The organism is Streptomyces sp. NPDC041129, assembly GCF_055592265.1.
Window position 1 is genome coordinate 74985 of the sequence record NZ_JBVIYV010000013.1, and the last position, 20815, is coordinate 95799.

Consider the following 20815-nt stretch of genomic DNA (forward strand, 5'->3'; position numbering starts at 1 on the left):
TCCAAATGGAGTACTGTTGCGAGCCCTGGGTCCGGTCTCCCACCAGGGTGTCCGCGACCTCGCAGCACCGCCGGGAGGGGGCTAGTTGCACAGGGTGACGGAGTTTGTCACTTAGCGTTGCGAATAGGTAACCGTGCCATAACGGCGACCCAGGGCCCATGCCCGACACGCCGGGCAACTCGGCAAGGTTGTGGCAGGCTGCACCCGGGCAGGCCACACTCGACTAGCGGAAGCAGCGACGCACGTGACGTCGGCAGGCACCACCCGGGAGGTCCCCATGCCCGAACTGCGTGTCGTGGCCGTCTCCAATGACGGCACACGGCTGGTGCTCAAGGCTGCCGACTCTACGGAGTACACGCTCCCGATCGACGAGCGGCTGCGCGCCGCCGTCCGCGGCGACCGGCCCCGTCTCGGTCAGATCGAGATCGAGGTGGAGAGCCATCTCCGCCCGCGTGACATCCAGGCCCGTATACGAGCCGGCGCCACCGCCGAAGAGGTCGCCCAGCTCGCCGGCATCCCGGTCGACCGGGTACGGCGCTTCGAGGGACCGGTGCTGGCCGAGCGCGCCTTCATGGCCGAGCGTGCCCGCAAGACCCCGGTCCGCCGGCCCGGCGAGAACTCCGGTCCGCTGCTCGGCGAGGCCGTACAGGAGCGGCTGCTGCTGCGCGGCGCCGACAAGGACACCGTGCAGTGGGACTCCTGGCGCCGCGACGACGGCACCTGGGAGGTCCTGCTCGTCTACCGGGTCGCGGGCGAACCGCACTCGGCGAGCTGGACGTACGACCCGCCCCGGCGGCTCGTCCAGGCCGTGGACGAGGAGGCGCGCTCGCTGATCGGCGAGTCCGACGACCTCGCCGTGCCGGAGCCGAGCTTCCCGTTCGTCCCGCGCATCGCCCGGCTGCCGCGCGACCGGGGCATGGACCGTGCCCTGGAGCGAGTCGACCGGGAGCGGCCGAGCCTGCCCGCGCAGGCGTCCGAGCCCGCCGAGGAGAGCACCGGCGAACGCGACTCGCTGACCAGCCTGCTGGAGGCGGTGCCGAGCTTCCGGGGCGACCTGGTGGTCCCGGAACGGCCGGCGGAGATCTCGGCGGAGGAGCCGCCCGAGGAGGTCGGCGAGGAAGAGCCCCCGGCGCCCGCCGCGTCGGCCGGGTCCGCCTACGCGGACGTCCTCATGCCGCGCTCGGTGGGCAGCCACCGGGACCGGCTCATCGGCTCCACCGACCGCCAGGCCGAGGCCGACGGCGTCCGTCCCGGCCGCCGGGCCGCGGTCCCGAGCTGGGACGAGATCGTGTTCGGGACCCGGCGCAAGAAGCAGGAGTAAACGGGCCGTACGACCGTGTGAACCGTCGTACGACGTGTGAGAAGTGGGGGCACGGGCGCGTGCCCCCACTTCTCGTCGCCTACCGCGGGTCCGGGCCCACCGCCACCGGACGGGACGGGTCCGAGGACCACTCCGACCAGGAACCGACGTACAGGGCCGCCGGAATGCCCGCGACCGCGAGGGCCAGCACCTCCTGGGCGGCCGACACGCCCGAGCCACAGTAGACGCCGACCGGAACGTCCGTGGACACGCCCAGGGCCTTGAAGCGGTCCCGCAGGTCCGCCGCGGGCAGGAACCGGCCGTCCGGGCCCACGTTCTCGGTCGTGGGTGCCGACACCGCGCCCGGGATGTGGCCACCGACCCGGTCGATGGGCTCCACCTCACCGCGGTACCGCTCCCCCGCGCGCGCGTCCAGCAGCACGCCCGAGCCGGCCAGGGCGGCCGCCTGGTCCGCGTCCAGCAGTCCCGCCGGGTCCGGCACGGGCCGGAAGTCGCCCTCGGCCGGAGCGGGCGTCCCCGTCGACAGCGGGCCCTGCCAGGCCGGCAACCCGCCGTCGAGGAGCCGCACGTCCGGGTGACCCGTCCAGCGCAGCAGCCACCACGCGCGCGCGGCGGCCCAGCCCACCCCGCCGTCGTAGACGACGACCGGGCGGCCGGCCGACACACCCGCGCGGCGCATGGCCGCGCCGAACTCCTCGAGGTCGGGCAGTGGGTGGCGGCCGCGCTCCCCGGGGGCCGAGGCCAGCTCCCGGTCCAGGTCGACGAAGACCGCGCCGGGGATGTGCCCGGCCGCGTACTCGGCCCGGCCGTCGAACTCCGGTTCGCCCGCCGCCTTCGCGAGGCTGAGCTGCCAGCGGACGTCCAGCAGGACGGGCGGGCTCTCTCCCTCGATCTCGTGGGCCAGTTCGGTCGCGCTGATGATGGCTGTCATGGCGTCATCCTTACGTCAGGGGTGGCCGCGGCGTCCAGGTCCGGCTACTCTCCCGCCGGACAGGTCCGATCACCCGGCGTACGGGATCGGGCACAGGCTGTACAACTGTCGGACACTCGCCGGCCATCGTCAGGAAGCGGCGGGAGACGGCGGAACAGGCATCCTTCCCGGTGCCCCGGGCGGTCGGCGCGCGGCCCGGCGTGCGGCACCCGGAGGACGCGGGTACCGGCACGGGTGTGCGCGCGTGGACGGCACACCCCTCCGGACAGGCGGAAGCGACACGGCCCCCGTGAGGGCCGGGGAGAGAGTGATCGATGACCGAGGCACGGGAGTCGGCCGGCCCGCACGCACGGCGCGCGCCCGGCACACCCTGCTGGGTGAGCCTGATGGTGCACGGGCTGGCCGCGACCGAGAGGTTCTACGGGGCCCTGTTCGGCTGGGAGTTCCGGCCGGGTCCGCAGCAGCTCGGCCCGTACGTGCGGGCGCTGCTGGACGGCCACGACGTGGCCGGCATCGGCCACCTGCCGCCGGACCGCCGGCTTCCGGTCGCCTGGACGCCGTACTTCGCCTCGCGGGACGTGGACGCGACGGCCGACCAGGTGCGCCTGTGCGGCGGCACGGTGGCCGTGGGCCCGCTCGACGCGGCCGAGGCCGGGCGGATGGCCATCGCCGCCGACCCCGCCGGGGCGGTGTTCGGCATCTGGCTGGGCGCGGCCCACCTCGGCACGTCGATCAGTGGCGTACCGGGCACCCCCGCATGGAACGAACTGCTCACCTTCGAGACCACCGCCGTGGCCAAGTTCTACGAGACGGTGTTCGGCTACGAGGAGGAGCCGGAGGTCTCCGCCGACTCCGACCACGTGACCCTGCGCGCCGGCGGACGCCCGGTGGCCGGCCTGAGCGGCCTGGGTCATGCCCTGCCGGGCGACCGGGGCGCCCACTGGCTGACGTACTTCCAGGTCGCCGACACCGAGGAAACGCTGCTTCAGGTCACCGAACTGGGCGGCCGGGTCCTGGACCCGGCCCACGACACCCCGCACGGCCGGGTCGCCACGGTGGCGGACCCGGAAGGGGCGGTGTTCTCGGTGATCGAGGATCCGCGCTGAGCGCGCCGCTCCCCTGGGCCACCAGGTGGCCCGTTCTCGAGGAGACTGCCGGCGGTCGCGAGGAGAGTGGTGATGTCGCCGGTGCCGGTGCGGGTGGCGGCAGGCGTACGAGGAGGCCGGTCCGGGTAGTTCGCGGAATAGCCGTGGTCCGCCCTGTGTTGCCGCGACCATGTCGACGAACTCGCCGCGGCCCGAGGTGCTGCGCTACACCGCCTTCTCCAGTGACCCCGCCGGCGGGAACCCCGCCGGCGTCGTGCTGGACGCCACCGGCCTGGACGACGGTGACATGCTGGCCATGGCCGCCGAGCTCGGGTACTCGGAGTCCGCGTTCCTGACCGCGCCCCCGGAGGGTCTCGGCGGCCCGGAGGGGCGGGCGTACGGCATCCGTTACTTCAGTCCCAAGGCCGAGGTGCCGTTCTGCGGGCACGCCACCGTCGCGACCGCCGTCGCGCTCGCCGAGCGGACCGGCCCCGGGGAGCTGGTGTTCGCGACACGCGCCGGCACCGTGCCGGTGGAGGTCACCGAGGAGGGCGGGACGGCCAGGGCCACGCTCACCAGCGTCGAGCCGCACATCGAGGAGATCGCCGACGCCGACCTCGCGGAGGCGCTCGCCGCACTCGGCTGGCCGGCCGCAGACCTCGATCCGGCCTTCCCGCCCCGCATCGCGTTCGCCGGTGCCCGCCATCTCGTCCTCGCGGCGGCGACCCGCGCCCGCCTCGCGGATCTCGCGTACGACTTCGCGCGCCTCGAGGCACTGATGCACCAACGGGACCTGACCACGGTCCAGTTGGTGTGGCGGGAGTCGGCCACGGTGTTCCACGTCCGTGACCCGTTCCCCGTCGGCGGCGTCGTCGAGGACCCGGCGACCGGCGCCGCGGCCGCCGCGTTCGGTGCGTACGCCCGTGAGCTCGGGCTGGTCCCCGAGGACGCCGTCCTCACCCTGCACCAGGGCGAGGACATGGGCCGCCCCGGCGAGCTCACGGTGACGCTGCGCGCGGGCGACCCGCGCGTCCGGGTCGGCGGCGCGGGAGCCCGCATCGGCTGAAGTGCCGGTCGCGTGACGGGCACGGACGGCTTCCGCGCCCGGGCGGGGAGGCGCAGTACCGAACGGCTTCGCCCGCTGAGCGGGCTCAGTCCGCGGTGACCGGCAGCACGTCCGGGGACAGGGCCGCCGCGCCGGATGTCGCGGCGGTCATGCGCCGGCGGTGGTGGCGGCGGCACAGCACTTCGTAGCCGATCTCGCCAGCCGCGTGGTTGACGTCGCCGACGACCACCTGGGCGCCCTCGACGACCATCTCGCCGTCCACCGTGCGGGCGTTGTGGGTGGCGCGGGCGCCGCACCAGCACAGGGCCTCGACCTGGAGCACCTCTATGCGGTCGGCCAGCTCCACCAGCCGCTGGGAGCCGGGGAAGAGCTTGGAGCGGAAGTCGGTGGTGATGCCGAACGCGTAGACGTCCAGGCCGAGGTCGTCCACCACGCGCGCGAGCTGGTCGATCTGCTCCGGCGCGAGGAACTGGGCCTCGTCCGCGATCACATAGTCCGCCCGGCCGCCCTGGGAGAGGTGGTCGACGAGGTAGGCGTACAGGTCCTGGCCGTCCTCGACCTCCACCGCGTCGGTGACCAGGCCGAGCCGGGAGGACAGCTTGCCCTCGCCCGCGCGGTCGTCCCGGGTGAAGATCACCCCGACGAGGCCGCGCGTGGAGCGGTTGTGCTCGATCTGCAGAGCCAGCGTCGACTTCCCGCAGTCCATGGTTCCGGAGAAGAACACCAGCTCGGGCATGAGGGGATGAGCACCTTTCGGCGGGGACGGGCAGGGGGTTTCAGGAGCGCACTTCGAGCAGCGGGACGAGCTGCTCGGCTGGGGTCATCGAGCCGTGGTTGCCGACCAGCGCCGACTCCTTGGGCTCACGCTCGGAGGCGATGATCAGGACGTCGTCGTGCGCGGCCGCGATCACGTCCCCGAGCCGGGCGTACACGCGCTCGTCGACGCGCGGCCCGAACCAGCCGGCCCCGATCGCCTCGTCCCGTGAGGCCACCCAGAACTGCTCGCCGAGCACCTCGCGCCAGACGGTCAGCACATCGCGCTCGGCGCCCGGCACCGCGTACACGTGCCGCGCCCGGCCCTCGCCGCCGAGCAGGGCGACGCCGGCGCCCAGCTCCCAGTCCTCGTCGAAGTCGATCCGGTGCTGCTCGTCGAACGGAACGTCGACCATGCCGTGGTCGGCGGTGACGTACAGCGCGCTGCGCGGCGGAAGCTGCTCGGCGAGGCGCTGGGCGAGCCGGTCGACGTACATGAGCTGGCCGCGCCAGGTGTCGGAGGCGACGCCGTAGCGGTGCCCGGCGCCGTCCAGCTCGGCGTAGTAGGTGTACACCAGCGAGCGGTCGCCGGCGGCCAGTTGCTCGGCGGCGAGGTCCATGCGCTCCTCGCCGGTGAGCCTGCCGTGGAAGGTGCCGCCGCTCAGCGCGACCTTGGTCAGCGGGGTGCTGGCGAAGGCCGGCGAGGACACCTGGGCGGCGTGCACTCCGGCGTCGTGGGCCAGTTGGAAGACCGTGGGGTACGGCTGCCATGGACGCGGCGGGGCCCACGGCTGCCAGCGGAGCTGGTTCATCAGCTCGCCGGTGGCCGGGTTGCGGACGGTGTAGCCGGGCAGGCCGTGCGCGCCGGGCGGCAGGCCGGTGCCGACCGAGGCCAGGGAGGTCGCGGTGGTGGCCGGGTAGCCGGCGGTGAGCGGGCGGCCGGTGCCGCCGCGCGAGCTGCCGAGCAGCGAGTTCAGGAAGGGGGCCTCGTCGGGGTGGGCCCTGAGCTGCTCCCAGCCGAGCCCGTCGACCAGGAAGACGCAGACCCGGTCGGCCGGGGTGAGTTCCCCGATGGTGGCGGTCATGCCGGGGACGCCGAGGCCCGCGGCCAGGGTGGGCAGCAGGTCGGCGAGCGAGCCGCTGCCGTACTGGGGCAGTGGCGCGGTGTCCAGGGCGAGTGGCTCCGGGTGGTCCCAGGCGGAGAGCTGCGCCATCAGCGCGTGGGGTCCGCGGTCGCCTCGGAGATGGCCTGTGCGAAGGCGAGCGCCTGGCGCACCGTCTCGGGGCCGTCGCCCGCCTCGCTCACCCGCAGGCTGAGGTCGTCCGCCGTGGAGCTGCCCGTGTAGCCGTGGTCGGCCTCGCAGTTGGGATCGCCGCAGGCGGCGGGCTCCAGGTCGATGCGGCTGACCGCGCCCCAGCCGATGGTCAGCACGATCTCGCGGGGCAGGGTGCCCGGCTTGTACTGCTCCGGGTTGGCGACCACCCGGCTGACCACGACGGACGAGATCCGGCCGAGCTTCACGGACTCCGTGGAGGTGGTGGCGTACGGCGTCGGGGAGGTGCTGTCGGCCGCCTGCTCGTCGGTGTGGCTGACGATGAAGCGGTTGCCGGTGAGGACCAGCACGGTCACGTGCCGGCGCACCTCGTTCTGGTCGAACGTCGTCTCCTGGTGGACCAGGTACGACCGGATGGGCTCGCCGCCCACGGCGGCCTCCACCGCCTCGGCCACGAGGGCCGGGTAGTAGCCGCTGCGCTCGATCGCCGCGCGGAGCCCCTGGGTCGTCGTACTGGTCTTGGCCATGGCGTCCATCCTAATCCGTGGGCGAGGGCGGTCCGGGCCAGTCGCCGTCGGCCGCGGTGGCCCGCCCCGCCGCGCGCGGCAGGGCCGTACGAAGGGCCCCGGCGGGCGGCCCGGCCGCTCCCCCCGCTCAGTACGCCGGCATGGTGCGCGGGCCGAGGTCGTCACGGGCGGGCGGCGGCGCGAGGCGCACGGTGGCGCCGAGGACGCTCACGCCCCGCTGGGCGACGACGACCGGCTCCAGGGTGACGGCCACCACCTCGGGATGGTCGTCCACCAGCCGGGACACGCGCAGCAGCAGCCGCCCCAGCGCGGGGGTGTCCGCGGGCGTGGAGCCGCGCCAGCCGAACAGCAGCGGCGCCGTGCGAATGGACCGCACCAGCGAGGTCGCGTCCCGGTCGGTCACCGGGACCAGCCGGTGCGCCATGTCGCCGAGCAGTTGCGAGGGGGCCCCGGCGAGCCCGAAGGACAGCACGGCGCCGGCCGCCGGGTCGATCACCGCGCGCACGACCGTGTCGACGCCCCTGGGCGCCATGCCCTGCACGACCGGCCGCAGCTCGTCGGGCTTTCCGAACAGCTCGGTCAACTCGGTGTACGAGCGGCGCAGTTGCTCCTCGTTCGCGAGGTCGAGGCGTACGCCGCCGAGGTCGGCGCGGTGCCGCAGGTGCGGGGCGGTGGCCTTGAGGGCCACCGGGAAGCCGAGGGTGCGGGCGGCCTCGGCGGCGGCGTCGGGGGTGGGCGCGGGCAGCGAGCGGCGGACCGGGATGCCGTACCTGCCGAGCAGTTCGCAGGTCTCCGCCTCCCCGAGGGTGAGCCCCTGCCCGCGTTCGAGCAGGACGCCGATCAGTTCGGCGGCGCCCTTCTCGTCGATGTCGTCGTACTCCGGGACCTTGCCGGGATCGGCGGCCTCGCGCCGCCACTGTCCGTACTTCACGGCCTCGGCGAGGGCGCGGACGGCTCGCTCGGCGGCGGGGTAGGCGGGGATGAGACGGGTCCCGTCCTCCGCGGGAGCGCCCGGCACGTCGGGCACCGCGGCCGGCGGTCGCCGCCCGGGGCGGGAGGGTCCGGTGCCCTCCGGGGCGCCGGGTGCCTGCGCGGGCCGGGGTGCGGCGTGCGCGGCGCCCGGAGCCTGCGGGGCCGTGCTCGCCGCGGCCGACAAAGCCTCCGCGAGCCCGCCGAGTTCCACGTGCACCACGAGCACGGGTTTGCCGGACACCCCGGAGGCCGCCGACCGCAGCGCCTCGGCCAGTTCGGCGTCGCCGGGCGAGCCCTCCCCGATCGCCGGGATCGCCGTGACGACGACCGCGTCGCAGGTGCCGTCCGCCAGTGCCCTCGACAGCGCGCGGTGGAAGTCCTCCGCGGTCGCGGCGGTGGTCAGGTCCAGCGGGGGTGAGGGCCGCAGTCCCTCCGCGAGACAGCGGTCGTACGTCAGCAGGCCCAGCGACTCGGAGTTTCCGAGGATCGCCACCCGGGGCCCGGCGGGCAGCGGCTGCCGGGCCAGCAGCAGGCCCGCGTCGACCAGCTCGGTGATCGTGTCGACCCGGATGACGCCGGCCTGCCGGAGCAGCGCCGACACGGTCGCGGGCGGCAGCCGCGTCGCCCGTACCGCGTGTCCCTGTGGCGCGGATCCGGCCCCCTGCACCACGACCAGCGGCTTGGCCGCCGCCGTGCGCCGGGCGAGGCGGTTGAACTTGCGGGGGTTGCCGATGGACTCCAGGTACATCAGGGCGACGTCGGTGTCGGGGTCGTCGTACCAGTACTGGAGGACATCGTTGCCCGAGACGTCGGCCCGGTTGCCGGACGACACGAAGGTGGACACACCCGTGACGCCCGTGACCCCTCCGCCGCGCCGGTGCAGCCGGGACAGCAGGGCGATGCCGATGGCACCGGACTGGGCGAACAGGCCGATGCGGCCGGCCCGGGGCATCTCCGGGGCCAGCGAGGCGTTCAGCCGGACGCCGGGCGCGGTGTTGATGATCCCGAAGGCGTTGGGTCCGATGATCCGCATGCCGTACGCGCGCGCCTGCCGCACCAGGGCCCGCTGCCGCTCGCGTCCCTCGGGCCCGCTCTCGGCGTATCCGGCGGACAGCACCACGAGTCCCTGCACCCCGTGCTCGCCGCACTCGGCGACGACCGCGGGCACGTGCTCGGCCGGGACGGCCACGACGGCGAGGTCGACGGGGCCCTCGATGTCCCGCACCGAGCGGTGCGCGGGCACCCCGTCGACCTCCTCGAGGTCCTCGGCGAAGGCCTTGTTCACGGCGTGCAGCCCGCCCCGGTAGCCGGCCTCCCGGATGTTGCCGAGGACGCCGCGGCCGACTCCGCCGGGCGTGCGGCCGACGCCGACGACGGCGACGGAGCCGGGCGCCAGCAGCCGGCGTACCGAGCGGGCCTCGGCGCGCTGCTCCCGCGCGCGCTGTACGGCGACCGAGCGGTCGGTGGGCTCGAGGTCGAACTCCAGCCGTACGACGCCGTCCTCGAAGCTGCGCTTCTGGGTGTATCCGGCGTCCGTGAACACCTTGATCATCTTGGTGTTGGCGGGCAGCACCTCGGCGGCGAAGCGCCGGATGCCCCGCTCGCGGGCGACGGCCGCGACGTGCTCCAGCAGGGCGGACGCGACGCCGCGGCCCTGGTGGGCGTCCTGGACCAAAAAGGCCACCTCGGCCTCGTCGGCGGGCACGGACGCGGGCATGCCGTCGGCGCCGATGCGGTCGTAGCGTACGGTGGCGATGAACTCGCCGCCGATCGTGGCTGCGAGTCCCACCCGGTCCACGAAGTCGTGGTGAGTGAAGCGGTGGACGTCCTTGGCGGACAGACGTGGGTACGGCGCGAAGAAGCGGTAGTACTTCGACTCGTCCGAGACCTGCTCGTAGAAGCTGACCAGGCGGTCGGCGTCATCAACGGTGATGGGCCTGATGCGCGCGGTACCCCCGTCGCGCAGCACCACGTCCGCCTCCCAGTGAGCGGGGTACTCGTGCCGGTCCTGCCGGTCCGCCGGGCTCTGCATGCGCCCCAGGGTACGGCTCGCGTACGGCGACGTCGCGAGGCAGTCTGTGGAGGACGACAAGCCGGATCGAGGCCGCGGTCCGGCGGCACACCGCAGCGGGACACAGGACCGCTCGGGGCACGCTTCGCGATATGGGAAACTGGTCTAGACAACCCTGAACACCGAAGGGCAGCAACACATGGCTGAGCGCCGCGTCAACGTCGGCTGGGCCGAGGGCCTCCACGCCCGCCCCGCCTCCATCTTCGTCCGAGCCGCCACGGCCACAGGCGTCCCGGTGACGATCGCCAAGGCCGGGGGCAACCCCGTCAACGCGGCCTCCATGCTGGCCGTTCTGGGTCTGGGCGCCCAGGGCGGCGAGGAGATCGTCCTCGCCTCCGACGCCGAGGGCGCGGACATCGCCCTGGACCGTCTGGCCAAGCTGGTCGCCGAGGGCCTCGAGGAACTGCCCGAGACGGTCTGAGCGCGAGCTCACGAGAAACACCGGAGCCGTGCCACCCCTTTCCGGGCGGCACGGCTCCGCCGTTTCACCGGCCGAATGGGTCGCACGGGAAAGCCGCACGGGAAATTCGGGCAGCGGAAATACGCCGCCCCAGAATTCCCCCCTCTTTGTATACGGCCCTCGTGTTAATGCCGCGGGCCCGACATGTTTACAGGATGTTGCGAAGTCCTCACACGGTCCGGGCGGCCCTCGCCGCCGGAAAAGCGCAACCGGTGCGCGACCGTCGCGCGCTCGGTGTGCAGAGCCGTGAGCGCACGCGCGCGTTCGCCGTCGCCGCGGGCCACCGCGTCCACGATCGCGCCGTGCTCGGCCCAGGAGTCCACCGGGCTCGGTGGGGCCGCCACCGCGTACATCCAGGCGATCTTGTGCCGGAGCTGGGTCAGCATCGATGTCAGCGAGGGGCTGCCGGATGCCTGGGCGAGCGTCTCGTGGAACCAGCCCCCCAGCGCGCGCAGATCCTCGCTGTTGCCCCTCCTGGCCCGCTCCTGGCCCAGCCTGACGAGGCCGCGCAGCACCTTCAGATGGGCCTCGGTGCGCCGCTGGGCGGCCCGGGAGGCGCCGAGCGGCTCCAGGAGCATGCGCATCTCCAGCAGGTCGGCGGCCTCCTGATCGGTCGGCTCGGCCACGCACGCGCCCGCGTGCCGCCGGGTCACCACGAAGCCCTCCGCCTCCAGGGTGCGCAGGGCCTCACGGACGGGGACACGCGAGACGCCGTAGCGGCGGGCCAGGACTTCCTCGGTGAGCCGGCCGCCGCGCTCATGGACACCTGCGACGATGTCGTCCCGGATCGCCGTGCACACCGAGTGCGCCGGAATACGCATGACCGACCTCCGCCTTAATCCCCGTGAAACGCCGACGATGGACGTGTTGATCCGTGACTCTATTCCAAGGGAGCGGAATTTCCGACGGCGAGCCGGAATCCATGCATACTTTTTGGCCGGACGGCTTGACGGACGCCCTCGAAAACGGCGAAAGCCCCGGCTCGGTGAGCCGGGGCTTTCGGTTGTCCGCGCGGGAGGGGTCAGACGTTCACGCCGTGCTTGCGGAGGTAGGCGATGGGGTCGACGTCCGAGCCGTACTCGGGGCTCGTGCGGGCCTCGAAGTGGAGGTGCGGGCCGGTGACGTTGCCGGTCGCGCCGGAGAGGCCGATCTGCTGGCCCGGAATCACCTTCTGGCCCACCGTGACGCCGATGGACGACAGGTGGCCGTACTGGGTGTACATGCCGTCGGCCATCCGGATCACGATCTGGTTGCCGTACGCCCCGCCCCAGCCGGTGGAGACGACGGTGCCGGCGCCGACCGCGTGCACGGAGGTGCCGCTGGCGGCGTGGAAGTCGATGCCCGTGTGCGAGCCGGAGGACCACAGGGAGCTGCTGGCCTGGTAGGCCGTGGAGACGTACGAGTGCACGATCGGGGCGACGAAGGCGTTCAGGCGCTTGCGCTCGGCCTCACGGGCGGCGCGCGCCGCGGCCTCGCGTTCCCTCTTCGCCTCGGCGGCGGCCGCCTTTGCGGCGGCCTCCTCGGCCGCCTGGCGCTCGGCGGCCTGGGTCTGGGCGGCGGCCTGCTCGTCGATCTGCTCGGCGACCTCGTCGCTCACGCTGATCACCGGCGTGAGACCGGTCTGCTCGACTGGCCTTTCCGCGGCGAGCGCCGGGGAGGCCGCGAGGGTGCCGATGACACCCGTGGTGGTGAGGGCCGCTACACCCGCCGCCTGAGCGGTGGTGCGCTTGACGCGGCCGGGCTTGCGGTGCTTCCCGGAGGCGCACATGAACGCCATGAAGTGGCTGGTCCTTTCCTTCCCTCTCGCCTACCGGGTTAGCTGACGGGTTCGGAGCAGGAAGGTCTCCTACGGACCCCCTCGCTCGCGCGCGGGCGTCCGATTCACCCCAGGGACTGCGATGGGTCCCCGGCTCCCCTGGCTCGCGCCGTACGGGGACTCGGCGATGACTGTCCGGTGCCGCGGGCGCGGCGCACTGCCTGACGGACAGCCCGGACGACGCTAAGCGGCCCGGTCTTCGGCACCCAAACGGATCCGGTCTTTTGTAGCGCATCCCACAGGGCAGACAGGCAACCTCCGCCTCAATTCGGACATTCGAACAAGGGCGGCTCCCCCGTTTCGGGAAGGACCGCGCACGCAATGGGGACCTGACGGCCCGTCGGCCGCGAGGTCCCCACGCGCGCGTGACGCCGTACGGCCGCTACTCGGCGGTGACGACGGTGACTTCGCCGATGCCGAGCGCCTTCACGGGCTCCTTGATCTGCGCCGCGTCACCGACGAGGACCGTCACCAGGCCGTCCACGGGGAAGGCGCTGACGACCGCCGCGGTGGCCTCCACGGTGCCGGTGGCCGCGAGCTGCTGATACAGCGTCGCCTGGAAGTCGTCGGGCAGGTGCTGCTCGACCTGGTCGGCCAGGGTGCTCGCGACGGCCGCCGCGGTCTCGTACTTCAGCGGCGCCACCCCGACCAGGTTCTGCACGGCGACGTCCCGCTCGGCGTCGGTGAGGCCCTCCGCCGCGAGGGTGCGCAGCACCTTCCACAGGTCGTCGAGCGCCGGTCCGGTGTTGGGGGTGTCCACGGAACCGCTGATGGCGAGCATCGCGGCGCCGGTGCCGTCCGGGGCGGACCGCAGGACCTGACCGAAGGCGCGCACGCCGTAGGTGTAGCCCTTCTCCTCGCGCAGCACGCGGTCCAGGCGGGAGGTGAGGGTGCCGCCGAGGCAGTAGGTGCCGAGCACCTGGGCGGGCCACACCCGGTCGTGCCGGTCGGGGCCGATCCGGCCGATGAGGAGCTGCGTCTGGACGGCGCCGGGCCGGTCGACGATGACGACACGGCCGGTGTCGTCGGCGGTCACCGGCGGCACCGGGCGCGGCTCGGCGGGGGTGCCGGACCAGGCGCCCAGGGTGTCGGCGAGCAGCGCGTCCAGATCGATGCCGGTGAGGTCGCCGACCACGACCGCGGTCGCCGTCGCGGGTCGGACATGACGGTCGTAGAAGGCGCGGACCGCGCCCGCGTCGATCTTCTCGACCGTCTCCTCGGTGCCCTGCCGCGGGCGCGACATGCGCGCGGCGGCCGGGAACAGCTCCCTGGAGAGCTCCTTGGCGGCGCGGCGGGAGGGGTTCGCCAGCTCGTGCGGGATCTCGTCCAGCCGGTTGCGCACCAGCCGCTCGACCTCGCTCTCCGCGAAGGCGGGGGCGCGCAGTGCGTCGGCGAGCAGGCCGAGGCCCTTGGCCAGGCGGGAGGCCGGCACCTCGAGGCTGAGCCGGACGCCGGGGTGGTCGGCGTGCGCGTCGAGCGTGGCGCCGGCCCGCTCCAGCTCGGCGGCGTAGTCCTCGGCCGAGTGCTTGTCGGTGCCCTCGGAGAAGGCCCGCGCCATGATCGTGGCGACGCCGTCGAGGCCGGACGGCTCGGCGTCCAGGGGCGCGTCGAGCAGCACCTCGACGGCGACGACCTGCTGGCCGGGGCGGTGGCAGCGCAGCACGGTCAGGCCGTTGTCCAGCGTGCCGCGCTCGGGGGCCGGGAATGCCCAGGGCCTGGCCTCGCCCGGCTGCGGCTGGGGGTGGAAGTCCATCGGGGCGAGCTCGCTCACTTGGCCGTCTCCTCGTTGTCGTATCGGCCCTCCACGGTCGCTTCGGCCTCCGGGTCCTCGGGGACGTCGGCGTCCTCGACGGCCTCCGGGGACTTGGGCTCGTACACGAGGACCGCGCGGTTGTCCGGGCGCAGGCGGGCCTTGGCGACCTCCTGGACCTGCTCGGGGGTCACCTCGAGAACGCGCTCGACGGCCGTCAGGGCGAGCTGCGGATCGCCGAACAGGACGGCGAACCGGCACAGTTCGTCGGCGCGGCCGGCGACCGTGCCGAGCCGGTCCAGCCACTCGCGCTCCAACTGGGCCTGCGCGCGCTCCATCTCCTCGGGCGTGGGGCCCTCCTCGGCGAACCGGGCCAGCTCCTCGTCGATCGCGGCCTCGATCACCGGCACCTCGACGTCACCGGAGGTCTTCACGTCCAGCCAGCCGAGCGAGGGCGCGCCGGCCAGCCGCAGCAGGCCGAAGCCGGCCGCGACGGCCGTACGGTCCCGGCGCACCAGCCGGTTGTACAGGCGGGAGGACTCGCCGCCGCCGAGGACGGTCAGGGCCAGGTCCGCCGCGTCCGCGTCGCGCGTGCCGTCGTGCGGAAGCCGGTAGGCGGCCATCAGGGCGCGCGCCGGGACCTCCTCCTCGACGACCTCGCGCAGCTGGCCGCCGATGACCTCGGGCAGCGAGCCGTCGCGGGGCGCGGGCTTGCCGTCGTGGCCGGGGATCGAGCCGAAGTACTTCTCGATCCAGGCGAGGGTCTGCTTCGGGTCGATGTCGCCGACCACGGACAGCACCGCGTTGTTGGGCGCGTAGTACGTCCGGAAGAACCGGCGCGCGTCCTCCAGGGTGGCCGCGTCCAGGTCGGCCATCGAGCCGATCGGCGTGTGGTGGTAGGGGTGGCCCTCCGGGTAGACCAGGGCGGTCAGCTTCTCGAAGGCGGTGCCGTAGGGGACGTTGTCGTAGCGCTGGCGGCGCTCGTTCTTGACGACGTCCCGCTGGTTCTCCATGGACTCCTCGTCCAGGGCGGCCAGCAGGGAGCCCATGCGGTCGGCCTCCAGCCAGAGGGCGAGCTCCAGCTGGTGGGCGGGCATGGTCTCGAAGTAGTTGGTGCGCTCGAAGCTCGTGGTGCCGTTCAGCGAGCCGCCGGCGCCCTGCACCAGCTCGAAGTGGCCGTTGCCCGTGACCTGCCCGGAGCCCTGGAACATCAGGTGCTCGAAAAGGTGAGCCAGGCCGGTACGTCCCTTGACTTCGTGGCGGGAGCCGACGTCGTACCACAGGCAGACCGCCGCCACGGGGGTCAGGTGGTCCTCGGAGAGCACCACGCGCAGACCGTTGGCCAGACGGTGCTCGGTCGCTGTCAGGCCCCCGGAGCCTGCCTCGGCTGTGGTCGTGTGACCCATGGGCATGTACGTCCCTTCGCGAGCGGAGGCGGTTGATGGAAACCGCGGTTTTCCTGCCGGTCCTGCCACTGTATGCAAGCGTGCGGAGCCTCGGCGAAGTTCCCGCCGGACGTACGTCCACAGCGGATCGCGTAGCCTGCGTCCCGCGTGCCGTGGGAGGGCTTCCCGGCATCGGGCCGGACCGCGGGGGACCGGGTCGCGGCCCGGGTTGTCAGTGCCGCGGTCCACAATGGTCCGCGTCAGACCCGTCAACCCCGAGCGAACAGAAATCTGGAGGAGCCGGCAGCGATGGCCCGCCGCAGCACGAAGACCCCGCCGCCCGACGATTCGTACGAGGAGAGGATCCTCGACATCGACGTCGTTGACGAGATGCGTGGCTCCTACCTCGAGTACGCGTACTCGGTCATCTATTCGCGCGCCCTGCCGGACGCCCGTGACGGACTCAAGCCCGTGCACCGCCGGATCGTCTACCAGATGAACGAGATGGGCCTGCGCCCCGACCGGAGCTACGTGAAGTGCGCCCGCGTCGTCGGCGAGGTCATGGGCAAGCTGCACCCGCACGGCGACTCGTCGATCTACGACGCCCTGGTGCGCATGGCGCAGCCGTTCTCGATGCGCGTCCCGCTCGTCGACGGCCACGGCAACTTCGGCTCGCTGGGCAACGACGACCCGCCGGCCGCCATGCGGTACACCGAGTGCCGCATGACCGAGGCGACGAGCCTGATGACCGAGTCGATCGACGAGGACACGGTCGACTTCGCGCCCAACTACGACGGCCAGGAGCAGGAGCCGGTGGCACTGCCCGCCGCCTTCCCGAACCTGCTGGTCAACGGCTCCTCGGGCATCGCCGTCGGTATGGCGACGAACATGCCGCCGCACAACCTGCGCGAGGTCGTGGCGGCGGCCCGCCATCTGATCAGGCACCCGAACGCGGACCTGGACGCGCTGATGAAGCACGTCCCCGGCCCCGACCTGCCCACCGGCGGCCGGATCGTCGGCCTGGACGGCATCCGGGACGCCTACGCGTCGGGACGCGGCACGTTCAAGATCCGGGCGACCGTCACCGTCGAGACCGTGACCGCCCGCCGCAAGGGCCTGGTCGTCACCGAGCTGCCCTTCGCGGTCGGCCCGGAGAAGGTCATCGCCAAGATCAAGGACCTGGTCAACTCCAAGAAGGTCCAGGGCATCGCCGACGTCAAGGACCTCACCGACCGTGAGCACGGGCTGCGCCTGGTCATCGAGATCAAGAACGGCTTCGTGCCGGAGGCGATCCTGGAGCAGCTCTACAAGCTGACGCCGATGGAGGAGTCCTTCGGCATCAACAACGTCGCCCTGGTCGACGGCCAGCCGCTCACGCTGGGCCTGAAGGAGCTGCTGGAGGTCTACCTCGACCACCGCTTCGACGTGGTCCGGCGCCGCAGCGAGTTCCGCCGCGGCAAGAGGCGCGACCGGCTCCACCTGGTCGAGGGCCTGCTCACCGCCCTGGTCGACATCGACGAGGTCATCCGGCTGATCCGGTCCAGCGAGAACTCCGCGCAGGCGAAGCAGCGCCTGATGGAGCGGTTCTCGCTGAGCGACGTCCAGACGCAGTACATCCTCGACACGCCGCTGCGCCGGCTCACCAAGTACGACCGCATCGAGCTGGAGGCGGAGAAGGACAGGCTCACCGCGGAGATCGAGGAGCTGACCCGGATCCTGGAGTCGGACGCGGAGCTGCGCAAGCTGGTCTCGGCCGAACTGGCCGCCGTGGCGAAGAAGTTCGGCAGCGACCGGCGCACGGTCCTGCTGGAGTCCGGGGGCGCGCCGGTGGCCACCGTTCCGCTCCAGGTCGCCGACGACCCCTGCCGGGTGCTGCTGTCCTCGACGGGACTGCTGGCCCGTACGGCGACCGCCGAGCCGTTCGCCGAAGCGGCCGGCGCCAAGCGCGTGAAGCATGATGTGATCCTCTCGGTGGTCCCGGCGACCGCGCGCGGCGAGATCGGCGCGGTCACCTCGGCGGGCCGGCTGCTGCGGATCAACGTCGTCGACCTTCCGCAGCTGCCCGAAGCGGCGACGGCGAACCTGTCCGGAGGAGCGCCGCTGGCGGAGTTCGTGTCCCTGGAGGACGACGAGACGGTGGTCTGCCTGACCACGCTGGACGAGTCGTCGCCCGGCCTGGCGCTCGGCACGGTGCAGGGTGTCGTCAAGCGTGTGGTGCCCGACTACCCGTCCAACAAGGGCGAGTTGGAGGTCATCACGCTCAAGGAGGGCGACCGGATCGTCGGTGCGGTGGAGCTGCGCACCGGCGAGGAGGACCTGGTGTTCATCACGGACGACGCGCAGCTGCTGCGCTTCCAGGCGTCCATCGTCCGCCCGCAGGGCCGCCCGGCCGGCGGCATCGCCGGCATCAAGGTGACCGAGGGCGCCAAGGTCATCTCCTTCACCGCGGTCGACCCGGCCGCCGACGCGGCGGTCTTCACGGTGGCGGGCTCGCGCGGCACGCTGGACGACTCGGTGCAGACGACGGCCAAGCTGACCCCGTTCGACCAGTACCCGCGCAAGGGCCGGGCCACCGGCGGCGTGCGCTGCCAGCGGTTCCTGAAGGGCGAGGACTGCCTGTCGCTGGCCTGGGCGGGCCCCGTCCCGGCGCGGGCGGCTCAGAAGAACGGCACCCCGGTGGAGCTGCCTGAGCCGGACCCGCGCCGAGACGGCTCGGGCACGTCGCTGCCGAAGACGGTGGCGGTGGTCGCGGGACCGGTGTCGTAGGCGCCTGGTTTCACGCCCTTCGGCTGCTAGGCCTCGTAGGTCTCCGTGCCCGGCTCCTCCTCGGAGCCGGGCACGAAGCGCAGGACGCCCCACATGCCGTGCTCGTCGACACGCGAGGCGTCGTTCCCGCACGCCTGGAGTTCCTTGTGGAGGGCGTCGGCGTCGATGCCGGAACCGATCAGCACGAGCTGGGTGTGACGGGGGCCGGCGGGCGGCCAGGGCTCGGGCCTGAAGCGCAGGAACCGGCCGACGGCGTGCACGGCGTACCGGTTGAGGGTGTCGTACGGCCCGAAGTCGACGTATCCCTTGATCCGGTACAGCCCCTCGGGCCGGCTGTCCAGGAAGCTCATCAGCCGGCGGGGGTCCATGGGCGGCGCCGAGGTGAAGGAGAGGCTGTCGTAGCCGGTGTGCAGGTGGCCGGCGTGGTCGTGGCCGTCCTCGGGGTGCTCGTGCAGGTCGTCGAAGGAGAGCTGGCCGATGCGCTCCTCGCTCGGCCTGCAGTCGAAGAGGAACTCCGGGTCGACGCGGCCGTAGGTGGCGGGGAGGACGACGGCGCGGTCGGTGAGCGAGCGGACGAGCTCGAGCACCCGGTCGGCGTCCGGCGTCCGGTCCAGCTTGTTGACGACGACGAGGTCGGCCAGGGCGAGATGCCGGTCGATCTCGGGGTGCCTGGTGCGGGTGTCGTCGAACTCGGCGGCGTCGACGACCTCGACGAGGCCGCCGTACGCGATCCCCGGATGCTCGCTGGCCAGCACCATGCGCACCAGTTCCTGGGGCTCGGCCAGTCCGCTGGCCTCGATCACGATGACGTCGATGCCCGCGGCGGGGGCGGCGAGCCGGTCCAGGTAGACGTCGAGTTCACTCGCGTCGACGGCACAGCACAGACAGCCGTTGCCGAGCGAGACGGTCGAGTCGCCGAGGGCGCCGGCCACCGCCATGGCGTCGATCTCGATGGCACCGAAGTCGTTGACGATCGCCCCGATGCGGCTGCCGCCGCTGTGGTGCAGCAGGTGGTTGAGGAGCGTGGTCTTCCCGGAACCCAGGAATCCGGCGAGCACGACCACCGGGATCTGCTGCGGGCTGCGGCTGTTCGCCAGGCTGTTCCCCAACGGGCGACCTCTCTCACGCGGACGCGCGCACCGGCTCGTGACCGGCCCGGCGCGCGGACGGGAATTGCGGGTATCGACTGCGCGACCAGGATACGAGTGGGAGGGAATGCGACGGACTGCGCGCTTGCCGGCAGTGCCTGCGACGACCGCTCGCCCCGGAGCCGGGTCGGCACCGGGGCGTTGCCAGGTCGGCTGCGGGGCAGCACCGGGGCGGCGGTGCGGCTCCGGGGCGACGGGTCGCCTCCAGGTCGTTGCCGGGGCGGCACCTGGGCGGCGGCTCGGCTCCAGGCCGTCGTCTCAGGCCGCCGGTGGCACCGCGACCGGCGGCTCCGGCCCCACGTAGCGCGCCACCGGCCGGATGATCTTCGGGTCCGCCGCCTGTTCCAGGATGTTGGCGCTCCAGCCCACCACCCGGGCCGCCGCGAAGGTGGGGGTGAACATCTCCCGGGGCAGGCCGCACAGTTCCATGACCACGCCCGCGTAGTACTCGACGTTGGTGTGCAGTTCGCGGCCCGGCTTCAGCTCGGTGAGGATCGCCTCGACGTGTTGTTCGACCTCGACGGCCAGATCGACCCGCGGGCCGCCGAAGCCGAGGGCGATCTCCCGGAGCATCCGTGAACGGGGGTCCTCCGTGCGGTAGATGGCGTGGCCGAAGCCCATGACGCGGTCGCCGGCGAGCACCCGCTCCCTGATCCACGCGTCGGCCCGGTCCGGCGTTCCGATCGCGTCCAGGGTGTCGAGCGCGCGGCTGGGCGCCCCGCCGTGCAGCGGCCCGGACAGGGCACCCACGGCTCCGACCAGACAGGCGGCCACGTCGGCGCCCGTGGACGCGATGACGCGCGCGGTGAACGTTGACGCGTTGAATCCGTGGTCAATGGTTGAGATCAGGTATTGCTCGACCGCACGGGCCCGTCGCGCGTCCGGTTCCTCGCCCGTGAGCATGTAGAGGTAGTTCGCGCCGTACGGCAGGTCCTCACGGGGCTCGACGGGCTCGAGGCCCAGCCCGAGCCGGTACAGCGCGGTGAGCAGCGTGGGCACGGCCGCACAGGCTGCCACGGTGTCGGCACGCCGCTCTTCCGGTTCCGTGTCGTAGACCGGACGGAACCCCCGCGCGGCCCCGAGCAGCGACAGCGCGGTACGCAGGCCGGCCAGCGGCCCGGAGCCGCGGCCGGCCGCGGCGACGGCGGGAAGTGCCGCACGGACCTCCTCGGGCAGCCGGCGCAGCCTCGCGGTCTCGGCCGCGAAGGAGGCGGCGCGCTCGGGCTCCGGCAGGCTGCCGTGCACCAGGAGGTGCCAGACGTCCTCGAAGGCGCGGGTCCGCGCGAGTTCGACGGCCGAGTACTGCCGGTAGTGGTAGAAGCCCTCGCTTCCCCGGACGTCTCCGACACGGGTGTCGGTGACGACGACCCCCGCGAGGCCACGCGGTACCTCGACACGGGATGCGGTCCTGTTGACGGACATGGTGTCTCCTCCCTGGACTTGATCCGACTGTCCATGCTTGACTCGATACCTGTCAATATTGATTCGAT

Annotated in this window: 16 protein-coding genes and 1 riboswitch; of the genes, 5 read left to right on the forward strand and 11 right to left on the reverse strand. The window is 72.9% G+C overall.

Features of this window, described 5'->3' with window-relative positions:
* Window positions 1-277 precede the first annotated feature (277 nt).
* A complete protein-coding gene (gene sepH / locus ACZ6B1_RS31715) occupies window positions 278-1321 on the forward strand; it encodes a septation protein SepH (RefSeq protein WP_468784039.1) in 1044 nt (347 codons plus the stop codon).
* Window positions 1322-1400: 79 nt separating this feature from the next.
* On the opposite strand, the gene ACZ6B1_RS31720 is transcribed toward sepH, so the two are convergent.
* Window positions 1401-2252, reverse strand: a complete 852-nt coding sequence (locus tag ACZ6B1_RS31720; RefSeq protein ID WP_468784041.1) for a sulfurtransferase — start codon at window positions 2250-2252, stop codon at window positions 1401-1403.
* A 314-nt stretch (window positions 2253-2566) separates the two neighbouring features.
* Here ACZ6B1_RS31720 and ACZ6B1_RS31725 point away from each other — a divergent pair, with 314 nt between their 5' ends.
* Together ACZ6B1_RS31725 and ACZ6B1_RS31730 are read left to right on the forward strand one after the other, a co-directional pair.
* Window positions 2567-3358 (forward strand): VOC family protein, encoded by a 792-nt coding sequence (locus ACZ6B1_RS31725; RefSeq protein WP_468784043.1) that lies wholly within the window; start codon window positions 2567-2569, stop codon window positions 3356-3358.
* Window positions 3359-3527: 169 nt separating this feature from the next.
* Window positions 3528-4403: a PhzF family phenazine biosynthesis isomerase gene (locus tag ACZ6B1_RS31730; protein ID WP_468784045.1), complete on the forward strand. Its 876-nt coding sequence runs from the start codon at window positions 3528-3530 to the stop codon at window positions 4401-4403.
* 85 nt (window positions 4404-4488) lie between these two features.
* Here the strand turns inward: ACZ6B1_RS31730 and ACZ6B1_RS31735 are convergent, their stop codons facing one another.
* The 4 genes from ACZ6B1_RS31735 to ACZ6B1_RS31750 all read right to left on the reverse strand — a co-directional run bounded on the left by ACZ6B1_RS31735 (window position 4489) and on the right by ACZ6B1_RS31750 (window position 9961).
* Complete coding sequence (locus ACZ6B1_RS31735; protein ID WP_468784047.1) at window positions 4489-5139, reverse strand: thymidine kinase; 651 nt, start codon at window positions 5137-5139, stop codon at window positions 4489-4491.
* A 40-nt stretch (window positions 5140-5179) separates the two neighbouring features.
* Complete coding sequence (locus tag ACZ6B1_RS31740; protein ID WP_468784049.1) at window positions 5180-6370, reverse strand: alkaline phosphatase family protein; 1191 nt, start codon at window positions 6368-6370, stop codon at window positions 5180-5182.
* Window positions 6370-6966, reverse strand: coding sequence for a DUF5998 family protein (locus ACZ6B1_RS31745; RefSeq protein ID WP_199212309.1), 597 nt, complete (start codon window positions 6964-6966; stop codon window positions 6370-6372). The genes ACZ6B1_RS31740 and ACZ6B1_RS31745 overlap by 1 nt, the downstream gene beginning before the upstream one ends.
* Before the next feature lie 118 nt (window positions 6967-7084).
* The gene (locus tag ACZ6B1_RS31750) at window positions 7085-9961 is read right to left on the reverse strand and encodes a bifunctional acetate--CoA ligase family protein/GNAT family N-acetyltransferase (RefSeq protein ID WP_468784051.1); all 2877 of its coding nucleotides are present in this window, start codon (window positions 9959-9961) and stop codon (window positions 7085-7087) included.
* Window positions 9962-10139: 178 nt separating this feature from the next.
* On the opposite strand from ACZ6B1_RS31750, the gene ACZ6B1_RS31755 reads away from it, so the two are divergent.
* Complete coding sequence (locus tag ACZ6B1_RS31755; RefSeq protein WP_359553400.1) at window positions 10140-10421, forward strand: HPr family phosphocarrier protein; 282 nt, start codon at window positions 10140-10142, stop codon at window positions 10419-10421.
* Window positions 10422-10585: 164 nt separating this feature from the next.
* Here ACZ6B1_RS31755 and ACZ6B1_RS31760 read toward each other — a convergent pair whose 3' ends face one another.
* The 4 genes from ACZ6B1_RS31760 to ACZ6B1_RS31775 form a co-directional block, all read right to left on the reverse strand.
* Entirely contained in the window at window positions 10586-11281 is a 696-nt protein-coding gene (locus ACZ6B1_RS31760) for a GntR family transcriptional regulator (RefSeq protein ID WP_468784054.1), read from the reverse strand.
* Window positions 11282-11481: 200 nt separating this feature from the next.
* Window positions 11482-12237 carry a M23 family metallopeptidase gene (locus ACZ6B1_RS31765; RefSeq protein WP_468784056.1) on the reverse strand — a complete coding sequence of 252 codons (756 nt, stop codon included), beginning with the start codon at window positions 12235-12237 and terminating at the stop codon, window positions 11482-11484.
* A gap of 12 nt (window positions 12238-12249) precedes the next feature.
* A riboswitch (cyclic di-AMP (ydaO/yuaA leader) is annotated at window positions 12250-12413 on the reverse strand.
* A gap of 245 nt (window positions 12414-12658) precedes the next feature.
* Window positions 12659-14047, reverse strand: coding sequence for a M16 family metallopeptidase (locus ACZ6B1_RS31770; protein WP_468784058.1), 1389 nt, complete (start codon window positions 14045-14047; stop codon window positions 12659-12661).
* Window positions 14044-15438 carry a M16 family metallopeptidase gene (locus ACZ6B1_RS31775; protein ID WP_468784060.1) on the reverse strand — a complete coding sequence of 465 codons (1395 nt, stop codon included), beginning with the start codon at window positions 15436-15438 and terminating at the stop codon, window positions 14044-14046. Before ACZ6B1_RS31775 ends, ACZ6B1_RS31770 begins: the two co-directional genes overlap by 4 nt.
* A 282-nt stretch (window positions 15439-15720) precedes the next feature.
* Here ACZ6B1_RS31775 and ACZ6B1_RS31780 point away from each other — a divergent pair, with 282 nt between their 5' ends.
* Window positions 15721-18177 (forward strand): DNA gyrase/topoisomerase IV subunit A, encoded by a 2457-nt coding sequence (locus ACZ6B1_RS31780; protein ID WP_468784062.1) that lies wholly within the window; start codon window positions 15721-15723, stop codon window positions 18175-18177.
* Between the two features lie 26 nt (window positions 18178-18203).
* On the opposite strand, the gene ACZ6B1_RS31785 is transcribed toward ACZ6B1_RS31780, so the two are convergent.
* Window positions 18204-19286: a CobW family GTP-binding protein gene (locus tag ACZ6B1_RS31785; RefSeq protein ID WP_468784064.1), complete on the reverse strand. Its 1083-nt coding sequence runs from the start codon at window positions 19284-19286 to the stop codon at window positions 18204-18206.
* Between the two features lie 297 nt (window positions 19287-19583).
* Window positions 19584-20747, reverse strand: coding sequence for a citrate synthase/methylcitrate synthase (locus ACZ6B1_RS31790; RefSeq protein ID WP_468784066.1), 1164 nt, complete (start codon window positions 20745-20747; stop codon window positions 19584-19586).
* Window positions 20748-20815 lie beyond the last annotated feature (68 nt).